The organism is Micromonospora sp. NPDC047756 (assembly GCF_055587245.1).
This window is the reverse complement of the sequence record NZ_JBVJGQ010000002.1, coordinates 223,967-248,286: the sequence shown is the minus strand read 5'-3', so window position 1 is coordinate 248,286 and position 24,320 is coordinate 223,967. Positions and strand designations below refer to the sequence as shown.

At 71.5% G+C, this 24,320-nt stretch carries 24 protein-coding genes; 14 read left to right on the top strand and 10 right to left on the bottom strand.

Features of this window, described 5'->3' with window-relative positions:
* Positions 1-9: 9 nt before the first annotated feature.
* The 3 genes from ACZ6NZ_RS06320 to ACZ6NZ_RS06310 all read left to right on the top strand — a co-directional run bounded on the left by ACZ6NZ_RS06320 (position 10) and on the right by ACZ6NZ_RS06310 (position 3,862).
* Complete coding sequence (locus ACZ6NZ_RS06320; protein ID WP_465856315.1) at positions 10-1,110, top strand: carboxymuconolactone decarboxylase family protein; 1,101 nt, start codon at positions 10-12, stop codon at positions 1,108-1,110.
* Between the two features lie 987 nt (positions 1,111-2,097).
* The gene (locus ACZ6NZ_RS06315; protein WP_366608502.1) at positions 2,098-2,934 is read left to right on the top strand and encodes an AraC family transcriptional regulator; all 837 of its coding nucleotides are present in this window, start codon (positions 2,098-2,100) and stop codon (positions 2,932-2,934) included.
* 157 nt (positions 2,935-3,091) lie between these two features.
* Positions 3,092-3,862, top strand: a complete 771-nt coding sequence (locus ACZ6NZ_RS06310) for a MerR family transcriptional regulator (RefSeq protein WP_465856313.1) — start codon at positions 3,092-3,094, stop codon at positions 3,860-3,862.
* A 162-nt stretch (positions 3,863-4,024) separates the two neighbouring features.
* Here the strand turns inward: ACZ6NZ_RS06310 and ACZ6NZ_RS06305 are convergent, their stop codons facing one another.
* Positions 4,025-4,300, bottom strand: a complete 276-nt coding sequence (locus ACZ6NZ_RS06305; RefSeq protein ID WP_465856311.1) for a hypothetical protein — start codon at positions 4,298-4,300, stop codon at positions 4,025-4,027.
* Between the two features lie 64 nt (positions 4,301-4,364).
* Complete coding sequence (locus tag ACZ6NZ_RS06300; RefSeq protein WP_465856309.1) at positions 4,365-4,814, bottom strand: SCP2 sterol-binding domain-containing protein; 450 nt, start codon at positions 4,812-4,814, stop codon at positions 4,365-4,367.
* A 330-nt stretch (positions 4,815-5,144) separates the two neighbouring features.
* Here ACZ6NZ_RS06300 and ACZ6NZ_RS06295 point away from each other — a divergent pair, with 330 nt between their 5' ends.
* Positions 5,145-6,197 carry an LLM class F420-dependent oxidoreductase gene (locus ACZ6NZ_RS06295; RefSeq protein ID WP_465856307.1) on the top strand — a complete coding sequence of 351 codons (1,053 nt, stop codon included), beginning with the start codon at positions 5,145-5,147 and terminating at the stop codon, positions 6,195-6,197.
* Here the strand turns inward: ACZ6NZ_RS06295 and ACZ6NZ_RS06290 are convergent.
* Positions 6,184-7,383 carry an FAD-dependent monooxygenase gene (locus ACZ6NZ_RS06290; protein WP_465856305.1) on the bottom strand — a complete coding sequence of 400 codons (1,200 nt, stop codon included), beginning with the start codon at positions 7,381-7,383 and terminating at the stop codon, positions 6,184-6,186. The two genes, ACZ6NZ_RS06295 and ACZ6NZ_RS06290, sit on opposite strands and share 14 nt — an antisense overlap.
* Before the next feature lie 143 nt (positions 7,384-7,526).
* Positions 7,527-7,721 (bottom strand): helix-hairpin-helix domain-containing protein, encoded by a 195-nt coding sequence (locus ACZ6NZ_RS06285; RefSeq protein ID WP_366608508.1) that lies wholly within the window; start codon positions 7,719-7,721, stop codon positions 7,527-7,529.
* Between the two features lie 391 nt (positions 7,722-8,112).
* Here ACZ6NZ_RS06285 and ACZ6NZ_RS06280 point away from each other — a divergent pair, with 391 nt between their 5' ends.
* The 10 genes from ACZ6NZ_RS06280 (at position 8,113) to ACZ6NZ_RS06235 (ending at position 19,003) form a co-directional block, all read left to right on the top strand.
* Complete coding sequence (locus ACZ6NZ_RS06280; protein WP_366608509.1) at positions 8,113-8,907, top strand: TIGR03084 family metal-binding protein; 795 nt, start codon at positions 8,113-8,115, stop codon at positions 8,905-8,907.
* A 77-nt stretch (positions 8,908-8,984) separates the two neighbouring features.
* A complete protein-coding gene (locus ACZ6NZ_RS06275; protein WP_465856302.1) occupies positions 8,985-10,175 on the top strand; it encodes a cytochrome P450 family protein in 1,191 nt (396 codons plus the stop codon).
* Positions 10,176-10,213: 38 nt separating this feature from the next.
* Positions 10,214-11,770, top strand: a complete 1,557-nt coding sequence (locus ACZ6NZ_RS06270; RefSeq protein ID WP_465856300.1) for an AMP-binding protein — start codon at positions 10,214-10,216, stop codon at positions 11,768-11,770.
* A complete protein-coding gene (gene cmdF / locus ACZ6NZ_RS06265) occupies positions 11,767-13,374 on the top strand; it encodes a tyrosine 2,3-aminomutase (protein ID WP_465856298.1) in 1,608 nt (535 codons plus the stop codon). Before ACZ6NZ_RS06270 ends, cmdF begins: the two co-directional genes overlap by 4 nt.
* Complete coding sequence (locus ACZ6NZ_RS06260; RefSeq protein WP_465856296.1) at positions 13,358-14,074, top strand: DUF899 domain-containing protein; 717 nt, start codon at positions 13,358-13,360, stop codon at positions 14,072-14,074. The genes cmdF and ACZ6NZ_RS06260 overlap by 17 nt, the downstream gene beginning before the upstream one ends.
* Before the next feature lie 6 nt (positions 14,075-14,080).
* Entirely contained in the window at positions 14,081-15,250 is a 1,170-nt protein-coding gene (locus ACZ6NZ_RS06255; RefSeq protein WP_465856294.1) for a DegT/DnrJ/EryC1/StrS family aminotransferase, read from the top strand.
* A complete protein-coding gene (locus ACZ6NZ_RS06250; RefSeq protein WP_366608515.1) occupies positions 15,247-15,993 on the top strand; it encodes a class I SAM-dependent methyltransferase in 747 nt (248 codons plus the stop codon). The genes ACZ6NZ_RS06255 and ACZ6NZ_RS06250 overlap by 4 nt, the downstream gene beginning before the upstream one ends.
* Positions 15,990-16,703, top strand: coding sequence for a class I SAM-dependent methyltransferase (locus ACZ6NZ_RS06245; RefSeq protein ID WP_465856292.1), 714 nt, complete (start codon positions 15,990-15,992; stop codon positions 16,701-16,703). Before ACZ6NZ_RS06250 ends, ACZ6NZ_RS06245 begins: the two co-directional genes overlap by 4 nt.
* A 17-nt stretch (positions 16,704-16,720) precedes the next feature.
* Positions 16,721-17,698, top strand: coding sequence for an aldo/keto reductase (locus ACZ6NZ_RS06240; RefSeq protein WP_465856290.1), 978 nt, complete (start codon positions 16,721-16,723; stop codon positions 17,696-17,698).
* Between the two features lie 30 nt (positions 17,699-17,728).
* Complete coding sequence (locus ACZ6NZ_RS06235) at positions 17,729-19,003, top strand: nucleotide disphospho-sugar-binding domain-containing protein (RefSeq protein ID WP_465856288.1); 1,275 nt, start codon at positions 17,729-17,731, stop codon at positions 19,001-19,003.
* A 68-nt stretch (positions 19,004-19,071) separates the two neighbouring features.
* Here ACZ6NZ_RS06235 and ACZ6NZ_RS06230 read toward each other — a convergent pair whose 3' ends face one another.
* The 6 genes from ACZ6NZ_RS06230 to ACZ6NZ_RS06205 form a co-directional block, all read right to left on the bottom strand.
* A complete protein-coding gene (locus tag ACZ6NZ_RS06230; RefSeq protein WP_465856286.1) occupies positions 19,072-19,509 on the bottom strand; it encodes a nitroreductase family deazaflavin-dependent oxidoreductase in 438 nt (145 codons plus the stop codon).
* 3 nt (positions 19,510-19,512) lie between these two features.
* The gene (locus tag ACZ6NZ_RS06225) at positions 19,513-20,019 is read right to left on the bottom strand and encodes an SRPBCC domain-containing protein (RefSeq protein WP_465856284.1); all 507 of its coding nucleotides are present in this window, start codon (positions 20,017-20,019) and stop codon (positions 19,513-19,515) included.
* Between the two features lie 50 nt (positions 20,020-20,069).
* Positions 20,070-21,701 (bottom strand): MFS transporter, encoded by a 1,632-nt coding sequence (locus ACZ6NZ_RS06220; RefSeq protein ID WP_465856282.1) that lies wholly within the window; start codon positions 21,699-21,701, stop codon positions 20,070-20,072.
* Positions 21,698-22,294: an NADPH-dependent FMN reductase gene (locus ACZ6NZ_RS06215; protein WP_465856280.1), complete on the bottom strand. Its 597-nt coding sequence runs from the start codon at positions 22,292-22,294 to the stop codon at positions 21,698-21,700. Before ACZ6NZ_RS06215 ends, ACZ6NZ_RS06220 begins: the two co-directional genes overlap by 4 nt.
* A gap of 110 nt (positions 22,295-22,404) precedes the next feature.
* Positions 22,405-23,652 (bottom strand): activator-dependent family glycosyltransferase, encoded by a 1,248-nt coding sequence (locus ACZ6NZ_RS06210; protein WP_366608523.1) that lies wholly within the window; start codon positions 23,650-23,652, stop codon positions 22,405-22,407.
* A 34-nt stretch (positions 23,653-23,686) separates the two neighbouring features.
* The gene (locus ACZ6NZ_RS06205; protein ID WP_465856277.1) at positions 23,687-24,319 is read right to left on the bottom strand and encodes a dTDP-4-dehydrorhamnose 3,5-epimerase family protein; all 633 of its coding nucleotides are present in this window, start codon (positions 24,317-24,319) and stop codon (positions 23,687-23,689) included.
* Position 24,320 lies beyond the last annotated feature (1 nt).

Here is a 24,320-nt window from a genome sequence, read left to right as displayed (position 1 = left end):
GGGGAATCGGTGCGAAAGCTCATCGCGAGGGTCACCCGACCCGCCACGGCGTTGCAACTCCAGCACGTCGCGCCAGTCGCGCCGGGCCGGGCCGGCGGCCCGGTGGCGGCCGTGTACCAGCAGGTCGAACGAGACTTCGGGATGCTCGCACCGCCGGTAGCGCTGCACGCGGCCTCTCCGGTCGTGCTCGCTGCGGCCTGGACCATGCTGCGCGAGGCCCTGCTGGCGTCCGGGCGGACGGGCCGGGAGGCCCGGGAGGTGGTGGCCGCCGGGGTGTCCCAGGCCAACCGCTGCCCGTACTGCGTGGACGTGCACGGTGGCACCCTCGCCGGTCTGCTGAGCGGCCCGGACGCCGCCGCCATGCTGACCGGGCAGTTGGCCGACCTGCAAGACCCGCGGCTGCGTGAGCTGGCCGGGTGGGCCGCCCACGGCGGGCCGCCGCCGTTCCCGACCGAGCACGGTCCCGAACTCGTCGGCGTCGCGGTGGTTTTCCACTACCTGAATCGGATGGTCAACGTCTTCCTGCCGGACTCGCCCCTGCCGCCGGTGCCCGGCCCGGTCGCGGCGGTGCTGCGCCGGGGCGCGGCCCGGATCCTGGCCGGGCTGGCCGGCAGGAGCGTGGTGCCGGGCGAGTCCCCGGGCCTGCTGCCTCCGGCGACGGTGCCGCCGGACCTGTCCTGGACCGGTGACCGACCGCACCTGGTGGCGGCGTTCGCCCGGTCCGCGGCGGTGGTCGACGCGGCAGGCGAACGCACCGTCCCGGCAGCGGTACGCCGGCTGTTGACGGCGCAGCTCCCTCGCCTTGGCGCGCTCCCGTCGGTCCTGGACACGCGCCCGGCCGCCCTGCGACTCGGTTGGCTCGACGAGTGCGTCGCGGGCCTGCCGGAGCCGGACCGCCCGGCGGGGCGCCTGGCGTTGCTGGTGGCGTTCGCCTCGTACCGGGTCACCGCCGCCGACGTCGACCGGGTACGCGCCCGGGGCTACGACGACCGCGGCCTCGTCGAACTGGCCGCCTGGTCGAGCCTCACCGCCGCCCGTCACCTGGGCGCGCGCGCCCAACGCGTCGCGCCGGCCCCGACGGCGGGCTGGAGCCGGCGCACCATCGGTTGATCCGCGACGGCATACGGTCCGCCTGCCGGCTCCTGGATGTCGTGTCAGGTGGCAACGACGCGGCCCCGTGTCGGACACCTTCCTGAGCAGCGGGAGGCGCGGCTCGGCGGGTGTCCCATGGATGGGATGTTCGAACGGGGCCGGTCCGGCAACCCTCGCGCCCATCCTGGTGGGGACCGTGCCGGGCGGCGCGACGCGGTGCGGCCGACGGGATTCCACTGCCACCTCTCCTATTGTCGACCGAGTCGGACGGCAGTTCGTGGAATCAGCCCCGACTGAATTAGCGGGCCGGCGGAGATCCAGCGCGAAGAGCGGCTTGTTGACGCCTTATGCGCCGGACCGGAAATTTGGCGAACATTGGGCACACAATCCCCGTTCGAAGAATTCCGGCAGCTATTTTTCTCTATTAAGTAACGGGTATTGGCGATCCGGGAAACTCTGACTAACCATTTCATTAAATCCACCCCAAAGCGTGAACAAATAATCCTACCGTCCGTCCGTCGCTCGGGTCAATATTCTTTTTCAGTCGGCAAACCGCCAGATTCACTGAAGGTAGCCAGACAGCCGGGTACATGATCGACAATTACCGACGTTTCGCTTCAAACCGCAGCCCAGAGGCACCGTATCCGTGACCAGATACCGAATTGACCACCTTCGGCACCCCCCGTGGAAAGTGGGTCGCACCGCTATCCGCATGGATGACCGTCGAGCCGCATATACGTGTTGAAAGCACTGCTCAAGGCGTTCCTCTCTTCACGATTGCGCTCTATTGCCCCCAATGATCAGCACTATTGTCAATCGCTCGGGGCTGGGCTAGCCTCGACCGGAAGCGGAGCCCTTCCGGGCGGCGGGAGTGAGACAGCAGGGCATACCAGCACAATCATATGCATCACTACCGCGCCCGGTGGGACCGAAACCGCGATGCTTTACACGACAATTATTACCACCTAGTACGAAAAATCGCCGGACTGGTCAGGGGGAGGCATCATGGAGGAATCGACCAAGCAGGCCGTGAATCGCGCGATCAGCACCATGCGAGAAAACCTCGGCGAGCAGCTCACCGTCGACGACATGGCCAGGGCGGCCATGTTCAGCAAGTTCCACTTCACCAGGATCTTCCAGCGGACCACCGGGGTCTCCCCGGGCCGCTTCCTGTCGGCGCTGCGTCTGCAACGCGCCAAGCAGCTGCTGATCTCCACCACACTCAACGTCGCCGACATCAGCCTCCGGGTGGGCTACAACAGCGTCGGCACCTTCAGTTCGCGGTTCACCCGCAGCGTCGGCATGTCGCCGACCACCTACCGGCGCCGCGCCGGCTACGCCCCACAGATCGCGACCGACCCGGAACCCGCCCCGCCCTCCGAGGCCCGGGTGCACGGCCGCATCCCCCCGCAACCGGGCCGGCCGAACGGGCCGGTCTTCGTCGGCCTCTTCACCGACCGCATCCCCGAGGGTCGTCCGGTGCGCTGCGCGGTGCTACCCGACGGTGGCTACTTCAACTTCGGCACGGTGCCGCCGGGCACCTGGTACCTGCTCGCTCAAGCCGTCGACGCCAACGGAGGCGGGCGTCCCGATGAGGCGAACCGGCCGATCGCCGTGGCCTCGGAGGGGCCGTTGACGGTTGCCTGGAACTCCGACATCCGGGTGGACCTCGATCTGCAGCCGATCCAGAGCATCGATCCGCCCGTGCTGCTGGCCCTGATGGACAGTCGAAAGCTCGCGTTGGCCCGGGTCGCGGCGGAACAGCAGGCCGCCGAGACGCCCCTGAGCCCCGCGCCCGTAATGATCACGAAGCTCCGCGAGGCCGACCGTACCGCTGCCTGACGGCTCGACCCGCCGGTCCCACCCGGGCCGCAACCGCGACGCGGTGACGGTCCGAACGCTTCCGCCACGAGCGTGCCATGGGATCGCCATCAATCTCCACCCTTTCCACATGGGAGGATCGCACCGCGGGGCTGTGTCGACCAGCTGGGGGAACTCGATGCGCATCTCTGACCTGAGCCGCTATACGGGCGTGCCCGTCGCAACGATCAAGTTCTACCTCCGGGAGGGCCTCGTCCCACCGGGCCGACCGACTGGCCGCAACCAGGCGCAGTACGGCGAGGCGCACCGACGGCGCCTACTCTTCATCCGGGCGATGACCGGCATCGGCCAGCTTGAGCTGTCCACGGTGATGGAACTGCTCACGGCCATCGAGGACGACGACCTCCCACTGCCGGGCTTGTACCGGACCGCCAACCGGGTGGTGTACCCGGACCTCGACAAATCCAAGGCCGTCAACGACGTGACGGCCGAACGGGTCGAGGTCGACCGCCTCATCAACGAGCTGGGCTGGCAGGTGGACGACGACGTCCCGGGCCGGAACCGGCTGGCCCATGTCCTCGCGGCTCTGCGCCAGCTCGGCTGCAGCCACGGCGCCGAGTTCTTCCAACCGTACGCACAACTCGCGGAACAGTCTGCGGACCGCGAGCTCAGCCTGCTCCCGCGCGACGACATGGAGGTGGAGCGGGCCGCCGCGGTGGCCCGCGCGGTGCTGCTCGACGCGGCGCTCGCCGCGCTCCGCGGAATGGCGCAGGAGCACCTGGTCACCAAGCGTTTCGGCAGACCGGCCGACACGTCCGACGCGGTCCCGTCGACGCACGGCCGCTCCCCCACCACCGACGCGACGCCGACCAACGGCACCCGGCAGGTCTGCGACCCAGCGCCCGCGGTGGCGCAACAGCTTCCCCGCCGGGCCGACCGTGCCAGCTGAGGGGCACGTGGGAGACGGGCACCGGCACGCCGCCCGGCCGGGAAGCGGCGACCAGCACACCGACCGCGGCGCGCGCACCTCAGCCGGCGTACGGGACCCGGTGACGCCCGCGGGTCCTGCCCGGGTCGTACCGCCCGACGGCGCGCGTCGCGAGCCCGCCGTTCATCGGGAATCACCCGCCGGATCGATGTCGTAGGAGGGGCCGTCGAGCAGGGTTGCCGGAATGCCGCGCCAGCGGTCCTCGACGTTCTCGGCGTGTCCGAGCGTTTCGTCAGTGTCCCGCCCGTCTCCAGCCGGCCCGCCGATGTGGTAGCCGGAACCGTCGAGCAGTGTGGCCGGGATACCGCGCCACGGGTCGTCATGGTCCTCGTGGCCAGAGTCGGCGGCCGAATTCACGCCATCGCGCCCACCTCCACCGTGCCCACCGGTGCCGGTCATGCTCTCGCTCCTCACGTGTCGAATCGCCAGATGGACACGGACGCCGCGGTCCGGGCCGCGCCGCTCAGGGCCGGGGGGCGGCGAAGAAGGTGGGGAACCGGGCGGTCAGACCGAGGTCACCGCGGGTCTTCAACCGGCCCTTCATCACCAGCATCACCGCGTGCGCGTTGCCCGTGACCAGGTGGACGAAGTCCGCCGCGGCCAGGTTCAAGGTCAGCTGTGGCTGCCCGTCGACGCCGGACGACAGAGTGCAGACGCCGTCGGCGATGACCATCTGGTAGGTGTCGACCCCGCCGTCCGGTCGATCGCCGATGCGCCAGTGCACCACCGCCCGGGTCCGTCCGGCGACCTCGGGCCGGAACGCGGACAGCATCCCGCCGATCAGGTGGTCGAGGATTTCGGTCCGTCGTTCACCGCGCATCACCTCGCGCAGCTCGTCGTCCGGAGTGTGCTTGACCAGACGAGCGAACTCGACCGGATCCATAGCTTCGACACGTGAATCGTGGATGGACATCAGACTCCTCCAACGCCGGATGAGAGACACGTCGCTGGACCGCCGGCACCCGCCCGCGGCGGTGACGACCCTTCGTCTGCCCCTACGAGGCTGACCTTGATGTGTGGTCCCGCCATCGTGCTCACCACAGCAGCGGTGCGACTTCCGCGCCCTCCGGTCATCGCCACCCCCTGCTCTCGTCACACATCCTGGCCCCGAGTTCGACCGGAGGCACCTCCCAGGCTGCGCAGGTGCAAGGCCCCGTCTGATCGGGCGTCGCCGGGGCCCTGCGCTGCGGAAACGGCACGGCGCGAGATGCCCGCCGGTGCGACCCGGCGACACGATGGTCGGATGCGACTGTCGCTCAATCTCGGACATCTTGTGGGCGCCGGCGATGCCGCTGGCCGGGTGCGGCTGGCCGTCGAGGCCGAGCGGCTCGGCTTCCACACCGTGTGGGCGGCGGAGGTGTACGGCTCGGACGCGGTGACGATGCTGACCTGGATCGCCGCGCACACCCGGTCGGTCAACATCGGCTCCGCCGTCATGCAGTTGCCGGGACGCAGCCCCGCCCTCGCCGCGATGACCGCCGCGACCCTCGATCGCCTGTCCGGCGGTCGGTTCCGGCTGGGCCTCGGCGTCTCGGGACCACAGGTCTCCGAGGGATGGCACGGGGTGCCCTTCGCCGACCCGCTCGGGCGGACCCGTGAGTACGTCGACGTGCTCCGCCTCGCCCTGTCCCGGCGCCCGCTCGCCCACCCGGGCCGGCACTACCCGTTGCCGCTGGCCGGCGGTGCCGGTCGAGCCCTGCGGCTGACCGTCCATCCGCCCCGACCGGACCTGCCGATCTATCTGGCCGCGGTCGGCCCGCGCAACCTGGAACTGGCCGGGGAGATCGGCGACGGCTGGCTCGCCGCATTCCTCAGCCCGGAGTTCGCCGCCGAGCAGTTGCGGCACGTCCGGTCCGGCCGGCACCGCGCCGGCCGGACCATGGACGGGTTCGAGGTGATCGCCTCGGTGCCGCTCGCCGTCGGCGACGACGTCGCACGGTGCGTCGACCGGGTCCGCGCGCACGTCGCCCTCTATCTCGGCGGCATGGGCAGCCGAGACCGCAACTTCTACAACCTTCTCGCCGCACGCATGGGGTACGCGGACGCGGCCCGTGACGTCCAGGAGCTGTACCTGGCGAAGCGGTACGCCGAGGCGGCCGCCGCCGTACCGGCGGACTTCGTCGACCGTACGTCGCTGCTGGGGCCGGTGGACCGGATCGCCGGGCGGCTCCGCGAGTTCGCCGAGGCCGGCGTCACCGAGCTGGCGGTCACCGTCTTCGGCGGCGGCATCGGTGCCCTGCGGGACGTTCACGAGGCGTACACCGCGGACCGGTCGACGCCGCTCAGGCGGGGGTGACCGTCCGGTTCCAGTCGATCCGGTGCCGGTGCACCGGGCCGAACATCCGCTCGGGCCTCAACACGGTGTGCCGCGCGACCGGGGCCAGCAGCCGCATGAACGCGGACGCGACCGGACCGGGTGCCTTGGCCTGATTGGCGCGCGCGGCATCGGCGGCGATCTTCTCCACCCGGGGCCGGCGCATCATCTCGTAGGTGGCGAACGCCGCCTGCACTCCGGGCACGTCACGCAGGCACCGGGCGAGCTGCACGGCGCTCTCCGAGGCCAACGAGGCACCCTGACCGGACACCGGGGAGGGCGCGTGCGCGGCGTCCCCGACGAGCACCATCCGCCCGCGGTGCCAGGTCCGCAGCGGGGGCAGGATCTCGATGGCGCCGAAGGGGAACACGTCCTGCGGCCCGGCCCGGTCGAGCACGTCGCGCGCCGGTACGTCCTCGGCGTGCACCCGGCGCAACCGGTTCAGCCACCGGTCCGCGGGCACCCGGCGCGCCTCGGACATCGCCATCGGCTCGTCGCTGGTGATGTTGCTGAACCAGTTGAGGCGCCCGTCGGACCCGATCCAGTGGCCGAAGAACGCGTCGTGCCCGTTCGCCAGATGCATGACGCCCGGCTCACCGACCGACGGCACCTCCACGGCGCCGCCCAGGCCGAGCATCCCGGTGTACTGCGCGGTGGGTGCGCCCGGGTCGATGAGACGCCGGACGGCCGATCGGATGCCGTCCGCGCCGATCAGGACGTCGGCGGTCGCGCTGCTGCCGTCGGCGAAGCTGGCGGTGATGCTGTCCGGCGAGTCCGTGGCGCCGACCAGACGCCGGCCGTACACGATGGGGACACCCGCCGCCTCGGTCCGCTCGCGCAGCAGTCGTTGCAGGTCCGCGCGCTTGACCGCGCGGCTCGGCGGCAGGTCGGGCAGGTGCTCGAACTCGCCGAACGGGCGGCCTCGGCCGTCCGTCATCACCGTGCGGCGGATGGGGCTGCCAAGGCGGTGCACGTCGTCCTCGACCCCGACGACGCCGAGCGCGTCGATGCCGTTGGGCGCCAACATCAACTCGCCGCCGACATCGTCGGACGGTCGGTCGTACGCCTCGAACACCGTCGGCTCGATGCCTGCCCGGCGCAACGCGAGCGCCGCCACACTGCCGGCGATGCCGCTACCGATGATGATGGCTGTTCTGGCCTGTGTCATGCCACTTCCTCCGGGTCGACGCCCCACACTTCGATGGAGCTGATGTGTGGCCTTCGTACCCGTTTATCACCTGATGCCGTCTTCCAAAGTGCGGTGACGAGACCGGGTGGGTGGCGAACAGCCACCCACCCGGTCGTCGCGGTTCACTTGAAGGAGAGGCCCTTCGCCTTCATCGACGACTTGAGCGTGCTCAGGGCTTTCGGGCCCATCCCGTGCAGCTCCTTGACCTCGGACTCGCTGATCTTGGTGAACTGCTCCAGTTTGGTGTAGCCGGCGCCCTCGAGCGCCCGCAGCGCGGGCTTGCCCAGTGAGCTCGGCAGATCGGTGCTTTCCGCCATCGTGTGACTCCCTTCGGTTCTTTGGACGCGCCCGTCCGGCGTTCATGGTGCCCCAGTGACGGTGCGAAGACGGTCCGGAAACGTTCCGGTCCCGGTGAGTCGCGCGCCGCGCGTACGCGTTCGTGCGCAGTCGCCCCGGACACCCCGGCGGCGAAGACCCACACCGCCCCGCAGCGCACTGACGAAGGTGCGTCACATCCCTGCGAGGTCGACCATGGAGACGTTTTCCGGGGATGGCGCACGGGCTCCGCCGGAACCATCCACGGTCCCGGTACCGCACTTCACACGTCGACGACCGGAGGGCCTCGATGCCGCAGAGAACCGACGCCGATCCAGTCCACACGCACCGCCGCCCGACGCCACCCGTACGCCCGATCGAGAGGACCTCACGGTGACCGGACCCGACCCGATCCCCGCCCTGACCGCTGACGGTGACGAGCTGGACCGGCTGCTCGCCGGCCTCGACGACGCACAGTGGAAGCTGGACACACCGGCTCCCGGTTGGACCATCGCCCACCAGGTGGCCCACCTGGCCGCGACATTCCGGCTGGCCGGCTTCGCCGCCGCGGACCCGGACGGTTTCCGCGCCCGCGTCGCGACGATGAGCGGTGACTTCGACCGTAACGTCGACGTGGCGCTGTCGGCCTACCTCTCCGACCCGCCGCAGGTGCTGCTCAACCGGTGGCGGGAGGAACGCGTCACGGCCGAGAAGGCGCTCGCGGCCGTGCCGGACGGTCAGGTGGTGCCCTGGCTGGTGCGGCCACTGCCCGCGCCGGTGCTCGCCTGCGCCGGCATGATGGAGCTGTTCGGCCACGGCCAGGACATCGCCGACACGCTCGGCGTACGTCAGGTGCGGACGGACCGGATCCGGTTCCTGTGCGGCTTCGCCGTGCGTACCTGGGACTTCGGCTATCAGGCGCGCGGCGAGTCGACCCCCGACGTCGAGTTCGGATACACGCTCACCGCCCCGTCCGGCGCCGTCTGGCAGTTCGGCCCGGAGGACGCCGAGCAGCGGATCTCCGGCCCGGCCGAGGACTTCTGCCTGCTCGTCACGCGTCGCCGGCACCGCGACGACCTGTCCCTGACCGCGACGGGGGCCGACGCCGAGCACTGGCTGGACATCGCCCAGGCGTACCGCGGACCGGCCGGCGCGGGTCGCAGGCCGGGACAGTTCGGCCGGTCCTGATCATGCCGGAGGCACCTCGTTCCAGCAGCGCAACCACGAAGGCGCTGCGCGACGCCCGCTGTTGCCAGGATGACGGCATGAGCGTCGCGCCGCACGCCGCGGACTTCCTGCTGGGTGACGCGGCACAGCGGCACGCCGGTTCCGCACGCCTGGCGGAGCTGGGACCGGTGCACCGGGTGGCGCTGCCGTCCGGCGGTCCGGCGTGGCTGGTGGTCGGGTACGACGAGGTGCGCCGGTGTCTGGCCGACACCCGCTTGGAGGGCCGCACCGGCGCGGTGGCCGACCGGCGCGGTCTCTCCGAGCGGCTCCGCCTCGGCATGAACAACCACATGCTGAACCGGGAACCGCCGGACCACACCCGCCTGCGCAGGCTGATCTCCGCCGCGTTCACTCGGCGGCGGATGGAGGACATGCGGCCACGCATCGAGCGGATCGCCGAGGATCTGCTGGACGCGATGGCCGGGGCGGACGAGGTCGACCTCGTCGCGGCGTACGCGTTGCCGCTGCCCATCCGGGTGCTCGGCGGGCTGCTCGGCATCCCCGAGTCCGACGACGCCGCCTTCCACCGCTGGACCACCACCCTGACGGCGAGCGCGCTGAGCCTCGCCGAGCTGGAGGCGGCCGCCGGGGAGATGCTGGACTACGCCCAGGGCCTGCTGCGCGACAAACGCCGTGAGCCGGGTGACGACCTCCTCTCCGCCCTGGCACAGGTGCGGGACGGCGGTGACCGGCTCACCGAGGACGAGCTCACCTCCATGGTGTTCCTGCTGCTGATCGCCGGACACGAAACCACTGTCAACCTGATCGGCAACGCGATGCTGGCGTTGCTGACCGACCGTCCGCAGCTCGAGCGGCTGCGCGCCGATCCGGACCTGGTGCCCGACGCCGTGGAGGAGGTTCTCCGGTACGAGAGTCCCGTGCAGGTGGCCGCCCGGCGGGCGCGGCAGCCGGTGGCCGTCGGCGGGGCCACCATTCCGGCCGGCGCGGTGGTGCTGGTCTCGCTGCTGGCGGCCAATCGCGATCCGGAGCGGTTCGCCGAGCCGGCCACGCTGCGCGTCGACCGGCCGCAGAACGCGCACGTGGCGTTCGGGCACGGACTGCACCACTGCATCGGGGCGCCGCTGGCCCGGTTGGACGCGACGATCGCCATTCGCGCGCTGGTGCGCCGCTATCCGCACCTGCGGTTGGCCAAGCCGGCCGAAGCGCTGGCCTGGCGGGCGAGCGTCGTCATGCACGGCCTGAACGCGCTTCCCGTGCGGCTGCGCTGATCTCCCCGTCGCCGTACCCGATCTGGAAAGGAGGAGGCGTGACCGCGAACAGCCAGGGTCCGGAGCCGACCGTGGCCGACCTGATCCGGGCGCGGGCCCGGCGGCATCCCGAAGCGATCGCCGTGTCGGCCGGCGACGTCGAGCTCACCTACGGCGAGCTGGCGCGCCGGGCGGCCGGTGTGCGGGCGGCGGTACGGGCCCTCGGCGCCGGGCCCGGACGACCGGTGGCCGTGCTCGCGTCCCCCGGTGCGGACCTGGTCGTCGCGCTCGTCGGCGCGCTCGGTTCGGGGGCACCGATGGTGTGCCTCGCCGGCACCGGGACCGCGCACGCCGCGCTCGCCGATCTGGGGCCGGCATGCGTCCTCACCGACTCGGACCCGGACGATCCGGTACGCCGGGCGGTCGACGCGACCGGCGTGCCCGTGCTGGAGCTCGCCGGCATCCCCGGCGCCACCGACGCCACGGTGTCCGCCGTCGCCGCGGAGGCCACCGCGTACGTGGCGTACACGTCGGGCACCACCGGCCGGCCGAAGGGCATTCGGCAGACCCACGCCGCGCTGGCGCAGTTCACCGGATGGTTCGCCGCCGAGTTCGGCATCGGTGCCGGGACCCGGCTGGCGCAGTGGGCGGCACCCGGCTACGACGCCTGCCTCGTCGAGGTGTTCGCGGCCCTGCGCGCGGGCGCCACGCTGTGCCCGGTGCCGTGGCGGTTACGCGCGGACCCGGATCGCCTGGTGCCGTGGCTGTCGCGCGAGCGCGTGACAGTGCTGCAGACCGTGCCGAGCTTCGCCCGGGAGCTGGAACCGCTGCTCGCCGGCGATCCGGCGTCGACCCGGCTGGCCGCCCTGCTGCTGGCCGGCGAGGCGCTGCCCGGCCCGCTCGCCCGCCGGCTGCGGGCGCGGCTGCCGCGGACCCGGCTGGTGAACCTGTACGGACCGACCGAGACCATTCTCGCCACCTGGCATGAGGTGTCCGTCGCGGACACCGGTCCCGGGACCGTCGCGATCGGCCGGCCCATCCCCGGACGCGACCTGCTCGTGCTGGACGACCGCGACGGCCCGTGCCCGCCGGGCGAGATCGGTCACCTGGTGATCCGCAGCCGCTACGTCACCACCGGGTACGTGGGGGCGGCGGCCGCGGACAACGGGGTGTTCCACCCGCCGGCCGGCGACGACGGCGTGACCCCGCACTACCGGACCGGTGACCTCGGCCGGTGGCGCCCGGACGGCGTGCTGGAGTTTCACGGCCGCCGGGATTTGCAGATCAAGATGTACGGCGTTCGCATCGAGCTCGCCGATGTCGAGGCCGCCCTGGCCGCGGACGACGCCGTGGCCGCCTGCGCCGTGGTGCCCGTGACCGGCTACGACGGCCTGGTCGTCCGCCTCGACGCCTACGTCGTGCCCGGCCCCGGCGGGACCCCGGCCCACTGGCGCTCGGCACTGCGCCGCCGGTTCGGCGATCCCGCCCTGCCGGTCACCTTCACCACCGTGGATTCCCTGCCGCGCAACACGGGCGGCAAGGTCGACCGGCGCGCCCTGGCCGGCCTCCGTACCGGAAGAACGAAACACCGCGATCCGATGGAGTGTGCACTGTGACCCTTGTCGAGACCCAGACGACCATCGACTTCGACGGCGAGACCGTCGGCGTGCCCGATGTGTGGAAGGTCGCGGTGGACCGCGTCCGCTGCGGCGTGAACCGGGATGCGCTGGGCCGTGCGGCCAGCAGCCGGGCCATGTTCGAGGACACCGTACGACGCGGTGAGCCGGTGTACGGCGTCACCACCGGCTACGGCGAGATGGTCTACATGCTCGTCGACACCTCGAAGGAGGTGGAGCTCCAGACCAACCTCGTGCGCAGTCACAGCGCCGGCGTGGGGCCGGACTTCGCCGAGGACGAGGCCCGGGCGATCGTCGCGGCCCGGCTCAACGCCCTGGCCAAGGGATATTCCGCGGTCCGCCCCGAGGTGCTGGAGCGGCTGGCGCTGTATCTGAACGAGGGCCTGACGCCGGCCATCCCGCAGATCGGCTCGCTGGGGGCGAGCGGTGACCTGGCCCCGCTGGCACACATCGCCTCCACCCTCATCGGCGAGGGCTATCTGCTGCACGGTGGTGGCCGCGTGCCGACCGGCCCGGTGCTGCGCAAGCTCGGCATCGAGCCGCTGGAGCTCCGCTTCAAGGAGGGCCTCTCCCTGATCAACGGCACCTCGGGCATGACCGGCCTGGGCTGCCTGGTGGCCAAGCGCGCGCTCGACCAGGTACGCCAGGCGGAGGTCGTCACCGCGCTGGTGTTGGAGACCATGCGCGCGTCGACCAGTCCGTTCCTCGCCGAGGGCCACGACATCGCGCGCCCGCACCGCGGCCAGATCGACACCGCGGCGAACATGCGGACCCTGATGCGGGGCAGCGGGTTGGCGCTGGATCACGTGGACCTGCGCCGGCAGTTGCAGGCGACCGAGCGGGCCGCCACCGGCGTCTCCCGGACGGAGATCTACATGCAGAAGGCGTACACGCTGCGGGCCATCCCCCAGGTGGTGGGCGCCGTCCGGGACACCGTCTACCACGCCATGGAGAAGCTGGAGACCGAGGTCAACTCGGCCAACGACAACCCCCTGTTCTTCGTCGGCAAGGAGGTCTTCCACGGCGCCAACTTCCACGGCCAGCCGATCGCCTTCGTGATGGACTTCCTGACCATCGCGCTCACCCAGCTCGGGGTGTTCTCCGAGCGGCGCACCAACCGACTGCTGAACCGGCATCTCAGCGACGGGCTGCCGGAGTTCCTCGTGGCCGGCGACCCGGGCCTGAACAGCGGGTTCGCCGGCGCGCAGTACCCGGCCACCGCGCTGGTCGCGGAGAACCGCACCATCGGGCCGGCCAGCACCCAGAGCGTGCCGTCCAACGGCGACAACCAGGACGTGGTCAGCATGGGCCTGATCGCGGCCCGCAACGCCCGGCGGGTGCTGGACAACAACGACCGCATTCTCGCCGTGGAGTTCCTGGCCGCGGCGCAGGCGGTGGACCTGCGCGGCGGGCCCGACAAGCTCAGCCCGGCCGCTCGGGCCACCTATGACACCGTCCGCGGCCTGGTGTCCACGCTGAGCGAGGACCGCTACATGTCCGACGACATCGAGCGGACCGCCGAGGCGCTGTCGCGCGGGGTGTTCCTGGCCGAGCTGGAGCGGGCCGATGTCGTGCTGCGCTGACGGGGGTACGGGCAGGGCGACCGCCACCGCCACCGCCACCACCCCGGCACCGGCCGACCGGGCTCAGTGGCTGGCCGCCCGCAAGGCGCTGCTGGAGCGGGAGAAGGAACTGACCCGGGCCCGCGACGCGGTGACCCGTGAGCGGCAGGCCCTGCCCCTGCTGACCATCGACACGGACTACACCTTCATCGCCCCGGGCGATCGCCGGCTGAGCCTGCTCGACCTGTTCGACGGCCGACGCCAGCTCATCACGTACCACTTCATGGGCTCGTTGGAGGGGTACGGCTGGTGCCCGATCTGCTCGTTCTGGGTGGACAACATCGGTCACCTGGCACACCTGCACGCCCGGGACACCACGCTGGTGGTGGTGTCGCCGGAGCCGCCGGCGGAGACCGAGCAGTTCGTCAAGCGGATGGGCTGGACCGTGCCGTTCGTCTCCTGCCACGGCACGACGTTCTACGAGGACTTCCACGTACGCCTGGACGACGACGACGACCCGGAGCCGGAGATGCCCGGGGTCAGCACGTTCCTGCGCGAGGGCGACGTGGTGCGCTACGCCTACTCCACCTACCGGCGCGGCAGCGACCTGCTCAACAACACCTACAACTACCTCGACCTCACCCCGCTGGGTCGCCAGGAAGATCACCTGGAGGACAAGATGGACTGGGTCCGCCACCACGACGACTACGAGAGGTCGTGACGGGCCATGATCAATGTCTTTCAGCCGTCCCTCGGTGAGGCGGAGCTGAGCGCCATCGCCGAGGTGTTCGGCAGCAACTGGGTCGGCAAGGGACCGCGCACCGCCGCGTTCGAGGCCGCCTTCGCCGGCCACCTCGGTGTGGACACCGGCAGGGTCACGGCGGTGAACTCGTGCACCGAGGCGACGTTCATCGCGATGCAGCTCGCCGGTGTGGGGCCCGGCACCGAGGTGGTGCTGCCGACCGTGAGCTTCGTCGGTGCGGGCAACGCCGTCGCGGCGCACGGTGCCCGTCCGGTCTTCTGCGACGTGGATCCGCACACCCTCAACCCCACCGTCGACGACGTGGCGGCGGCACTTACCGCGCGCACCCGCGCCGTGCTGGCGTTGCACTACGGTGGCCGTCCCGGTGACATCGCGGGCATCGCCGAGCTGTGCCGGGACCACGGGATCCTGCTCATCGAGGACGCCGCCTGTGCGGTGGACTCCCGCGTGGACGGGGTGCCCTGCGGCACGCTCGGCGACATCGGCGTGTGGAGCTTCGACGCGCAGAAGATCGTCGTGGCCGGGGACGGCGGTATCCTCACCGCCCGCGATCCCGACCTGGTGGCGCGGGCCGCCAAGCTCGCGTACTTCGGTCTGGAGCAGTTCAGCGGCTTCTCCCAGGCCCGGCAGTCGGCGCACCGCTGGTGGGACTTCGACATCTCCTCGTTCTCCAGGCGTTCGATCATGAACGACATGCAGGCCGCCGTCGGCCTGGTGCAACTGGGTCGACTGCCGGACTTCGCCGCCCGGCGGCGGGAGGTCGAGGCGCGCTACGACAGCGGCCTCGCCGACGTGCCCGGTCTGACCCTGCCTCCGCCGCTGCCGCAGGGCCAGCGCAGCTCGCACTACCTGTACTGGGTGCAGATGGACGAGGGAATCCGCGACGACGTGGCCAGCGACCTGTACGCCCAGGGCATCTACACGACGTTCCGCTATCCCACCCTGCACCGGGTGGCCGCGTACGGGTCGACGGCGCGGCTGCCCCGGGCCGAGCGGGCCGCCGAACGCACCCTGTGCCTGCCGATGCACCAGGCGCTCACCGACAACGACGTGGACGTGGTCGTCGCGGCGCTGCGCGCATCCCTCACCCGTCGGCTCGGCCGGCACACCGTCGCGGCGGGCGGCACCCGGTGACCGGCCAACACACGGTGACCTCGGCCGCGTACGACGCCGACGTGGCCGAGATCTACGACCTGCTGTACGCGGGACGGGGCAAGGACTTCGCCGCCGAGGCGGACGCCGTGGCGCGCGTGGTCCGCGAGCGCCGGCCGCAGGCCCGGTCCGTGCTGGACGTGGCCTGCGGGACCGGCGAGCACCTGCGGCGGCTGGCGGCGACGTTCGTGGAGGTGGCCGGGCTCGAACTGTCCCCGGCGATGTGCACGGTGGCGCAGGCCAAACTGCCGTCCGGCGCCGTTCACGTCGGCGACATGAGGTCGTTCGCGCTGGGCCGCGAGTTCGATGCCGTGTGCATCCTGACCGGCACCATCGGCTACGCCCACGACGTCGACGAGCTCTGTGCGACGGTCCGGACGATGGCCGCACACCTCGTTCCCGGTGGCGTACTGGTGATCGACCCGTGGTGGTCCCCGGACACCTTCCTCGACGGGCACGTCGCCCACGACGTGGTCCGCGACGACACCCGTACCGTCGTGCGGGTCTCGCACTCGGCGCGGCAGGGGCCCGCGGCCCGGCACGAGGCGCACTACGTCGTCGCCGACGACGGCGGCATCCGGCACTTCTCCCACGTGCAGATGCTGACCCTGTTCACCCGGGAGGACTATCTCCACGCCCTGCGGTCGGCGGGCTGTACCGCCGAGCATCTCACCGACGCCGGCGGCCTGCCCGGCCGCGGCCTGTTCGCCGGGGTACGCCGATGACCTACACCGCCGAGTTCGCCGAGATCTACGAGTTCATCTACCGCAGCCGGGGCAAGGACTGGGCCGCCGAGGCGGAGGCCCTGACCCGGTTGATCCGCGACCGGCGTCCGCAGGCCGCCAGCCTGCTCGACGTGGCCTGCGGGACGGGCGCACACCTGGCCACCTTCGCCGGCGCCTTCGACGAGGTGGCCGGCGTGGAGCTGTCCGAGCCGATGCGGGCCACGGCCCGGTCGCGTCTACCCGGGGTGCCCGTGCACGACGGCGACATGCGCGACTTCCGCCTGGGCCGCCGCTTCGACGCGGTCACCTGCATGTTCAACGCCATCGGTTACCTGGGCTCGGTGACCGAGTTGCGTCAGGCCGTGGCGTCCATGGCGCAGCACCTGGAGCCGGGCGGCGTGCTGGTGGTGGAACCGTGGTGGTTTCCCGAGCGGTTCCTCGACGGTCATCTGGCCGTCGACTCCGACACCGACGGGACGCGGGCGGTGGCCCGGATGTCGCACACCACCCGCACCGGTCGGGTGTCACACCTGGAGGTGCGCTTCCTGGTGGGCGACGCGGGCGGTATCCGGGAGTTCACCCAGACGTCGCACCTCATGCTGTTCAGCCGCGACGAGTACCTGGGCGCGTTCGCGGACGCCGGCTGTCCGGCCGAGTTCCTGGATGACGGGCTGACCGGGCGCGGCCTGTTCGTCGGGCAGCGCGGCTGAGACGAAGGAGAGCGACGATGCGCTACACCCGACTCGGCCGTACCGCCCTGGAGGTCAGCCCGCTGTGCCTGGGCACGCTCAACCTCGGTGTGCGCACCACGCGCGAAGAGGCGTTCCGCCTCATGGACGAGGCGCTGGACCTGGGCATCAACTTCTTCGACACCGCGAACCACTACGGCTGGCAGGTGCATCGAGGGCTGACCGAGGAACTCATCGGCGCGTGGTTCGACCAGGGCGACCGCCGGCGGGAGAAGGTGGTGCTGGGCACCAAGGTCTTCAACCCGATGACCGACTGGCCCAACGACCGCGGGTTGTCCGCCCGGCACATCGTCGCCTCCTGCGAGGACTCCCTGCGGCGGCTGCGCACCGACTGGATCGACCTGTACCAGATGCACCACTTCGATCCACACGCCGGCTGGGACGAGATCTGGCAGGCGATGGAGACGCTGACCGGACAGGGCAAGATCCGGTACGTCGGCTCCTCGAACTTCGCCGGATGGCACATCGCCGCGGCGCGGGAGACGGCGACCCGGCGCGGTCACCTCGGGCTCGTCGCCGAGCAGTGTGCCTACAACCTGGTCACCCGGCAGGCCGAGACGGAGGTGATCCCGGCGGCCCAGGCGTACGGCGTCGGGGTGTTCGCCTGGTCCCCGCTGCACGGCGGGCTGCTCGGCGGCGCGCTCCGGAAGCTGGCCGACGGCACCGCGGTGAAGACGGCGCAGGGGCGCGCGATGCGGGCCCTGGAGGACCGGTACGAGGCCGTCGCCGACTACGAGAAGTACTGCGCCGGTCTCGGGCTGGACCCGGCCGAGGTGGCGCTCGCCTGGGTGCTGGGCCGTCCCGGACTGACCGGCGCGGTGATCGGTCCACGCACCGTGGCGCACCTGCACGGCGCCCTCGCCGCGCTCGACAGCCCGCTCGACCCCGCGGTGACCCGACGCCTCGACGAGCTGTTCCCCCCGGCCGCCGGCGTCAACCCGCCGGCGGGCTGGTGAATCACCTCGAACCCGAAGGAGAGACCCGCCATGCGTGTCCTGTTCGTCGCTCCCCCGGACCTGAAGTCACACCTCTACATCATGACGCCGCTGGCCTGGGCGCTGCGCACCGCCGGTCATGACGTCCGCGTCGCCTGCCAGCCGGGCTCGACCGAGGCGCTGGCGCAGGCGGGGCTCACCGCCGTCCTGGCCGGTGAGCCCATGGCCGAGACGCTGGCCGAGGTCGACGAGGTGTCCGAGCCGCCGAAGCGCCCGGCCGCACCGGCCACGCTGCCGGTGCAGACCGACTACGCCCGGGACGATCCGTACGCCGAGCTCGAGTACCTCACCACGAACCTCCTCCCGTTCCTGCACACCGACGCGATGCTCACCGACCTGATCGGTTTCGCCCGCGCCTGGCAGCCGGATCTGGTGCTCTGGGACGCGATGACCTACGCCGGACCGGTGGTGGCCCGGGCCTGCGGCGCGGCGCACGCGCGCATCCTGTTCGGCACGGACGCCTTCGTGCAGCTCTGGGAGGCGGTCAAGGCGGCCGGCGGGTCCCGGCCGGACCCGATGCGCGCCTGGTTGGAGCCGCTGCTGCGCACGCACGGCGGCGGCCCGTTCGCCGACGACGTCGTGCACGGCCAGTGGACGATCGACACCATGCCGCCGTGGACCTGGCGCCCCAGCGCACCGCACTACATCCGCATGCGTCACCTCGCCTTCAACGGCCCCTCGGTGGTGCCGCGGTGGCTCTACGAGCCGCCGGTCCGGCCGCGGGTCTGCGTCACGCTGGGCATGACCCACCGCGAGGCGGAGGTCGCCGAGGCATCCGCCGCGGACCTGCTGGAGGCGGTGGGCGACCTGGACGTCGAGGTGGTCGCCACGATGAGCGCGGAGCAGCTCGCCTCCGCGCCACGGATACCGGACAACGTGCGGGTCGTCGACTTCGTGCCGATGAACGTCCTGCTGCCGACGTGCAGCGCCATCGTGCACCACGGCGGATCCTCGACGATGGCCTCGGCCTTCGAGCACGCCGTACCGCAGCTCATCGTGCCGAGCGCGTACTGGAGCGAGAAGTGGTTCGGCCCGGTGGCGCAGGCGAACGGGCTGCAGGAGCGTGGCGCCGGGGTGTGGCTGGCCTACGACTCCGACCACCTCACCCCCGCGGGGCTGCGCGAGGACCTGATGCGGGTGCTCAAGGACCCGTCGTTCAAGGAGAACGCGGTCCGTCTGCGTACCGAGATGATGGGTCTGCCCACGCCCAACGACGTGGTGCCCGCCGTGGAGAAGCTGACCGCGGCCTACCGGCGGGCGGGCTGAGGCAGGGCTGTGCGCCTCCGCGGACGGGGGGACCGACGGAGGCGCACAGCCTGTTCAGGGGTCGGGGCCTAACGCAGCGGTTCCAGCAGCACCACCGGAATCTCGCGGGATGCCTTCTTCTGGTAACGGCGGTAGGTGGAGAAGATCCCCGTCATCTGCTCCCACAGCGCGGGCCGCTCCGCCTCGGCGGCGACCGACGCCTTGGCCTGGAAGGTCTCGCCGTACACCTGCACGGACACCTCCGGTTCGGCGCAGAGGTTCAGGTACCAGGCGGGATTCGCCTCCTGCCCACCGGCCGAGGCCACCACCACGTACCGGTCGCCGTCCCGCCCGTAGATCAGTGCGGTGCGGCGCAGCTTGCCCGTCCGGCGGCCCCGCGTGGTCAGGAGCAGGGTGGGTAGCTTGCCCTGGAAGTCGTGTCCCTTGGCGCCGTCGGTCTCCAGGTAGGAGCGCACGTGGTCGGCCACCCACTTGGTGGGACTGTCGTGGATCTCTTCGTCAGCCATGTGTCATTCCTGTTCTCCGTCGAGCAGCCGACGATAGCGTTGGACCAGCGCCGGAGGTGCCGGATCGGGGCCGGGTGGCACGACCTCGCGGCCGGCCAGGTGATCTCCGAGCAGGTCGAGGCCGGCGTGCCAGCCGGCCGCGCTGTAGGCGATGTGGCCCGGATCGGCCACCGTGGTCAGCAACGTGAGGTCGGTGCCGCCGTCCGCGGCGGACAGGTCCCAGCGCAGGGTGTCCGGACCCCAGGTGTACGCGAAGAGGTGGGGCGGGTCGACGGCGAGGACCTGGCCCGGATCGGTGTCGCCACCGGGCCAGGTGAACGTCATCTCGGCGCCCGCCTCCGGCACCAGCTCGACGGTCATCGGCGTCCACCAGGCGTTGACCTGATCCGGTTCGACGAGGCACCGCCACACCGTGGAGACCGGTGCCGGATAGCGGCGCCGCAGCCGCACGCTGGGCCGCGCGCTGTCGCGGCACAGCGTCACCTGGGTGCCATCCACGTCGAGTGACATGGTTACTCCTTCCGCGATGCCCGGCGGGCCAGGCCCGCCGGGCATCGGCGTCAGCGTTGAGGCGGAACGGTCTGCGGGGCGTCGTCGGTGCGGCCGGCCTCGACGCCGGCGGCGTCCGCGGCCGTAGCCTGCTCGGCAAGCGGCGGAATGTCGGTCGGCGGCGTCATCTCGCTCAGCTGGGTGTGCCGCAGCGCAAAGTACGCGAAGACGGCCAGGGCGATCATCAGCGCCGCGCTGACCCAGGCGACGTTGTTCAGACCGACGGTGAACGCGGCCCGCGCCGGCGCGAGCAGGTCGGGGAACTGAGCGGACAACACGCTGGCCGGCGCGATGCCCTCACGGGCGGCCTCCACCACCTCGGGCGGCACCGTGTCGGGCACCGTGTCCGCCAACTCGCTGCGGTAGGTCGCCATGCCGATGCTGCCGAGCGTGGCGATGCCGATCGAGATGCCGAACTCGTTGCTGGTCTGCTGCAACGACGACGCGGAGCCGACCCGGTCCGGCGGCGCGGCGCCCATCACCAGCATGGTGCCCAGCGACGAGGGCAGGCCCATACCGAACAGCAGCACCGCGAAGCCCGCGACGAGCAGCCCGAGACCGTCCACGCTCTCCACCTGGGCCAGAATCAGGTAGCCCACCACCCCGATGCCGAGCCCGAGCGCGATCACCCGGCCCGCCTTGAGCTTGGCGGTGAGGCCCGGCGCCAGGAACAACGCGATGATCATGGCCAGGGACGGCGGCAGCAGCCACAGGCCCGCCCGCAGCGGTGACAGCCCCTCGATCACCTGGAGGAACTGGGTCACCAGCAGAGACGCGCCGCCGTTGAGCGCGCTGACCAGCAGGCCGAGGATGAGCGCGGCGCGCAGCGTGGCGATGCCGAACAGGCGCAGGTCGAGCAGCGGGTCGGTGAGGCTCCGCTGCCGCCGCACGAAGAGCACGCCGACCAGAACGCCGAACACCATGGCCAGCAGCGCCGGTGCCGTGAAGCCGTCCTGGGCGAGCTTCTTCAGCCCGTACACCAGCGAGATCATCGCGACCAGCGACATCGCGACACTGAGCAGGTCGAGCTTGCCCGCGCCCGGGTTGCGGCGCTCCGGCAACAGCACCGGGGCCACCGCCAGGACGAGGAGCATGATCGGGACCGCGAGCAGGAACGCCGAGCCCCACCAGAAGTACTCGAGCATGATGCCGCCGACCAGGGGCCCGAGCATCAGGCCGCCCATGAAACAGCTCATCCACGACGCGATCGCCACGCCGCGCTGCGCCGGGTCGCGGAACATGTGGGTGATCAGCGCCAGGGCGGCGGGCATGCCTGCCGCACCGGCCACGCCGAGCAGGGCGCGGGCGCCGATGAGCATCTCCGGCGTCGTGGCGTACGCCGCCAGCAGCGACGCCGCGGCGAACGCCGCGGAGCTGATCAACAGCATCCGGCGGTTGCCGAAACGGTCACCGAGCGTACCCATGGTGACCAGCAGGCCGGAGGTGAGGAACCCGAAGATGTCCACGATCCACAACTGCTGGGTCGTGGTGGCGCCGAGGTCGGCGCTGAGATGCGGTAGTGCGAGATACAGGACCGTGAGGTCCACCGAGGCCAGCAGGGTGGGCAGGCAGAGCACCGCCAACCCGATCCATTCCCGGCGGCCCGCCCGCGGTACGGCCGCGGTGGTGCCTTCGGTTGTCATCGAATTCCTTCCTGAAGTGTCCCGAGTCGGGTGTCGGTCGGTGCAAGGCGTCCGCGCCGCAACGTGTCGGCCCACCAGACGAGCTGTTCGAGCATGCGACCAGCCGCGACCGTCAGACCGGGATCGACCGGCCGGCCGGCGAGATCGAAGGCGGACCGGTGGTGCGGGATGGTCACCGGGTCGCGCACCGTCATCGCGTCCAGGTCGGTGAACACCTGGCGCAGCTGGTCCACCGCCCGCAGGCCCGCGGCCGGACCGCCGTAGCAGACGAAGCCCACGGGCTTGCGCCGCCACTCGTCGCGGAACCAGTCGATGGCCGTCTTCAACGAGCCGGGGAAGCTGCCGTTGTACTCCGGTGTGACGACGACGAACGCGTCCGCGGCGGCCAGCCATGGTGCGAGGTCGCGAACGGCGGGCGGAGCCGGATCGCCGGCGACCTCGGGGAGGCGGGCCTCGGCGAGGTCGATCACGTCCGCCTCGATGCGCCCACCACGGTTGGTCTCGTCGCAGAGCCAGCGCGCCGGGACCGGACCGAACCGGCCTCGGCGGATGCTGGCGATGACGATCACCAGCCGCAGATGGTTCTCGCTCATCCTGGCGTCACCTCTCCCCGGCTCGCCGGCTTCCCGCCGCAGTGGTCAGCCTTCCGTGCCGGGGTTCCGGTTCGGTTCCGGCCGGACGTGCGCCGGCCGGAACCCCGGAGTCACCGCTGGGCGGCGATCTTCTCGAGAACCGGAACGATCTCGCTCGGTGCCGGCTCGGCGAGCATCTCGCCCCGGATCCGGTTCGCCGCCGCCCGGAACTCCGGCTCGCGCACCAGCCGCAGCACGTTGTCGCGGATCGCCTCGGGCGTCGCCCGGTCGAGCGTCAGATCCAGGCCGGCGCCCTGCTCGCGCATCATGTCGGCGCGCACGACGGCGTCCCACAGGTCGGGGACGAGAGTCAACTGCGGCACGCCGTACGCCATCGCGGTCGACACCACGCCGGCGCTGCCGATGTGCACGACGGCCGCGCAGCTGGGCAGCAGCGCGTGCATCGGCACGAAGTTCACCACCCGGACGTTGGACGGCACGTCGGCCAGCTCGCTCTCGTCGACGGCTAGCGTCGCGACCACCTCGACGTCGGCGTCGGCGAAGAGCTTGAGCGTCGAGACCGGAATCGGGTCGTAGCCCAGCATGTACCGCATCGAGATGCCGGCGGTCACGCAGACCCTCGGGCGCTCCGGGTGCTCGCGCAGCCAGCCGGGGACCCGGGCCGGACCGTTGTACGGCACATACCGGAACGGGACGATCCGCAGCCCGACGTCCAGCCGCATGCTCTGCGGTGCCTGGTCCAGGGTGTACTGCCCGGTCAGCACGTCGGCGTCGTAGGTGGCACCGAACCGCTCCAGGTGCGCGGCGGCCCAGTCCCGCATCGGGTCGCGCCGCTGATCCTCGGGCTGCTCGGCGAGCAACGCCTGAAACCGGTTGTAGATGCGGGTCTGCGCGTCGGCCCCCCAGAGCAGGCGGGCGTGCGCGGCGCCGGTGACCCGAGCCGCGATGGCGCCGGCGAGGGTGAAGTTCTCCCAGATGATCAGGTCCGGCTGCCACTCCCGCGCGTACGCGACGAGGGCGTCGACCATCGGGTCGTTGAACACCTTGGCCGAGGTCTCCACGGCCTCGTCGAAGAACGCCAGCAGGGCCGGATAGTCCATGTCGGCGCCGCCGGTCCGCAACGCGGTGGTGATCCGCTCGCCCCAGGTCGGGTCGTCGGCCTTGGCCGCGATGACCGACATGAAGTCGTGGTCCTCCCCGACCTGCACGGCGGTCAGGCCAGATTGCACGACCGCGTCCATGAGGGCCGGTTGGGTGGCGACCCGGACCTCGTGGCCGGCGGTGCGCAGGGCCCAGGCCAGCGGGACCATGTTGTAGTAATGGGTGGTTTCCGCATAGGTGGCGAACAGAACGCGCATCGGTGCCCTTTCGGTCGGGTCGTCGGGTGCCCGCCTACCGTCCACCAGCCGCCCTGGCCGGGGCATCTCGCAGATTGCGCACCTCGATCTCCCGGCAGCGGGCGTAGTCCGGCAGCAACCCCGCCTCCCGCGCCTGCTCCAGGGTCGGCGCGGCGCGGTCGCGCTCGGACAGCTCGTTCCCCGCGGGTTTTCCGACCGGCAGACCCAGCCGCGGGTCGAGGACGGAGACGGCGCGCTCGTCGGCGGGCTCGTACTCCCGCGAGAGCAGGTACTGCATGACGGCGTCGTCGGTCAGCGCGACGAAGGCGTGGCCGACGCCGACCGGCAGGTACAGCGCGTCCATCCGGTCGCCGGTGAGCCGCACCGCGTCCCACCGGCCGTACGTGGGCGACCCCACCCGGAGGTCCACCACGATGTCGAGCAGGGCGCCGTGCGCGCAGTAGACGTACTTCTCGGCGCCGGGGGGTGCGGCCGTGTAGTGCACCCCCCGAACCACTCCCCGCCGGGATCGGCTGTAGCTGGCCTGCGCGAGCGGGAACAGCGGGCGGCCGGTGGTCGCGGCGAACAGGCCAGCCTGCAACGGGGTACCGAAGAAGCCCCGGTCGTCGGGGAACACCGGCGCGGTGAAGTGCAGGGCACCGGCCACGGCGAGCGGGCTCACTGTCACG

Excerpts from the sequence above, each read along its gene's own strand:
- ACZ6NZ_RS06315 (WP_366608502.1), top strand. The coding sequence starts at position 2,098 with ATGGAGGAATCGACCAAGCAGGCCGTGAATCGCGCGATCAGCACCATG.
- ACZ6NZ_RS06245 (WP_465856292.1), top strand. The coding sequence starts at position 15,990 with ATGACCTACACCGCCGAGTTCGCCGAGATCTACGAGTTCATCTACCGC.
- ACZ6NZ_RS06240 (WP_465856290.1), top strand. The coding sequence starts at position 16,721 with ATGCGCTACACCCGACTCGGCCGTACCGCCCTGGAGGTCAGCCCGCTG.
- ACZ6NZ_RS06255 (WP_465856294.1), top strand. The coding sequence starts at position 14,081 with ATGATCAATGTCTTTCAGCCGTCCCTCGGTGAGGCGGAGCTGAGCGCC.
- ACZ6NZ_RS06300 (WP_465856309.1), bottom strand. The coding sequence starts at position 4,814 with ATGTCCATCCACGATTCACGTGTCGAAGCTATGGATCCGGTCGAGTTC.
- ACZ6NZ_RS06305 (WP_465856311.1), bottom strand. The coding sequence starts at position 4,300 with ATGACCGGCACCGGTGGGCACGGTGGAGGTGGGCGCGATGGCGTGAAT.
- ACZ6NZ_RS06275 (WP_465856302.1), top strand. The coding sequence starts at position 8,985 with ATGAGCGTCGCGCCGCACGCCGCGGACTTCCTGCTGGGTGACGCGGCA.
- ACZ6NZ_RS06310 (WP_465856313.1), top strand. The coding sequence starts at position 3,092 with ATGCGCATCTCTGACCTGAGCCGCTATACGGGCGTGCCCGTCGCAACG.
- ACZ6NZ_RS06285 (WP_366608508.1), bottom strand. The coding sequence starts at position 7,721 with ATGGCGGAAAGCACCGATCTGCCGAGCTCACTGGGCAAGCCCGCGCTG.
- ACZ6NZ_RS06230 (WP_465856286.1), bottom strand. The coding sequence starts at position 19,509 with ATGGCTGACGAAGAGATCCACGACAGTCCCACCAAGTGGGTGGCCGAC.
- ACZ6NZ_RS06220 (WP_465856282.1), bottom strand. The coding sequence starts at position 21,701 with ATGACAACCGAAGGCACCACCGCGGCCGTACCGCGGGCGGGCCGCCGG.
- ACZ6NZ_RS06225 (WP_465856284.1), bottom strand. The coding sequence starts at position 20,019 with ATGTCACTCGACGTGGATGGCACCCAGGTGACGCTGTGCCGCGACAGC.
- ACZ6NZ_RS06295 (WP_465856307.1), top strand. The coding sequence starts at position 5,145 with ATGCGACTGTCGCTCAATCTCGGACATCTTGTGGGCGCCGGCGATGCC.
- ACZ6NZ_RS06210 (WP_366608523.1), bottom strand. The coding sequence starts at position 23,652 with ATGCGCGTTCTGTTCGCCACCTATGCGGAAACCACCCATTACTACAAC.
- ACZ6NZ_RS06260 (WP_465856296.1), top strand. The coding sequence starts at position 13,358 with ATGTCGTGCTGCGCTGACGGGGGTACGGGCAGGGCGACCGCCACCGCC.
- ACZ6NZ_RS06215 (WP_465856280.1), bottom strand. The coding sequence starts at position 22,294 with ATGAGCGAGAACCATCTGCGGCTGGTGATCGTCATCGCCAGCATCCGC.
- ACZ6NZ_RS06290 (WP_465856305.1), bottom strand. The coding sequence starts at position 7,383 with ATGACACAGGCCAGAACAGCCATCATCATCGGTAGCGGCATCGCCGGC.
- ACZ6NZ_RS06235 (WP_465856288.1), top strand. The coding sequence starts at position 17,729 with ATGCGTGTCCTGTTCGTCGCTCCCCCGGACCTGAAGTCACACCTCTAC.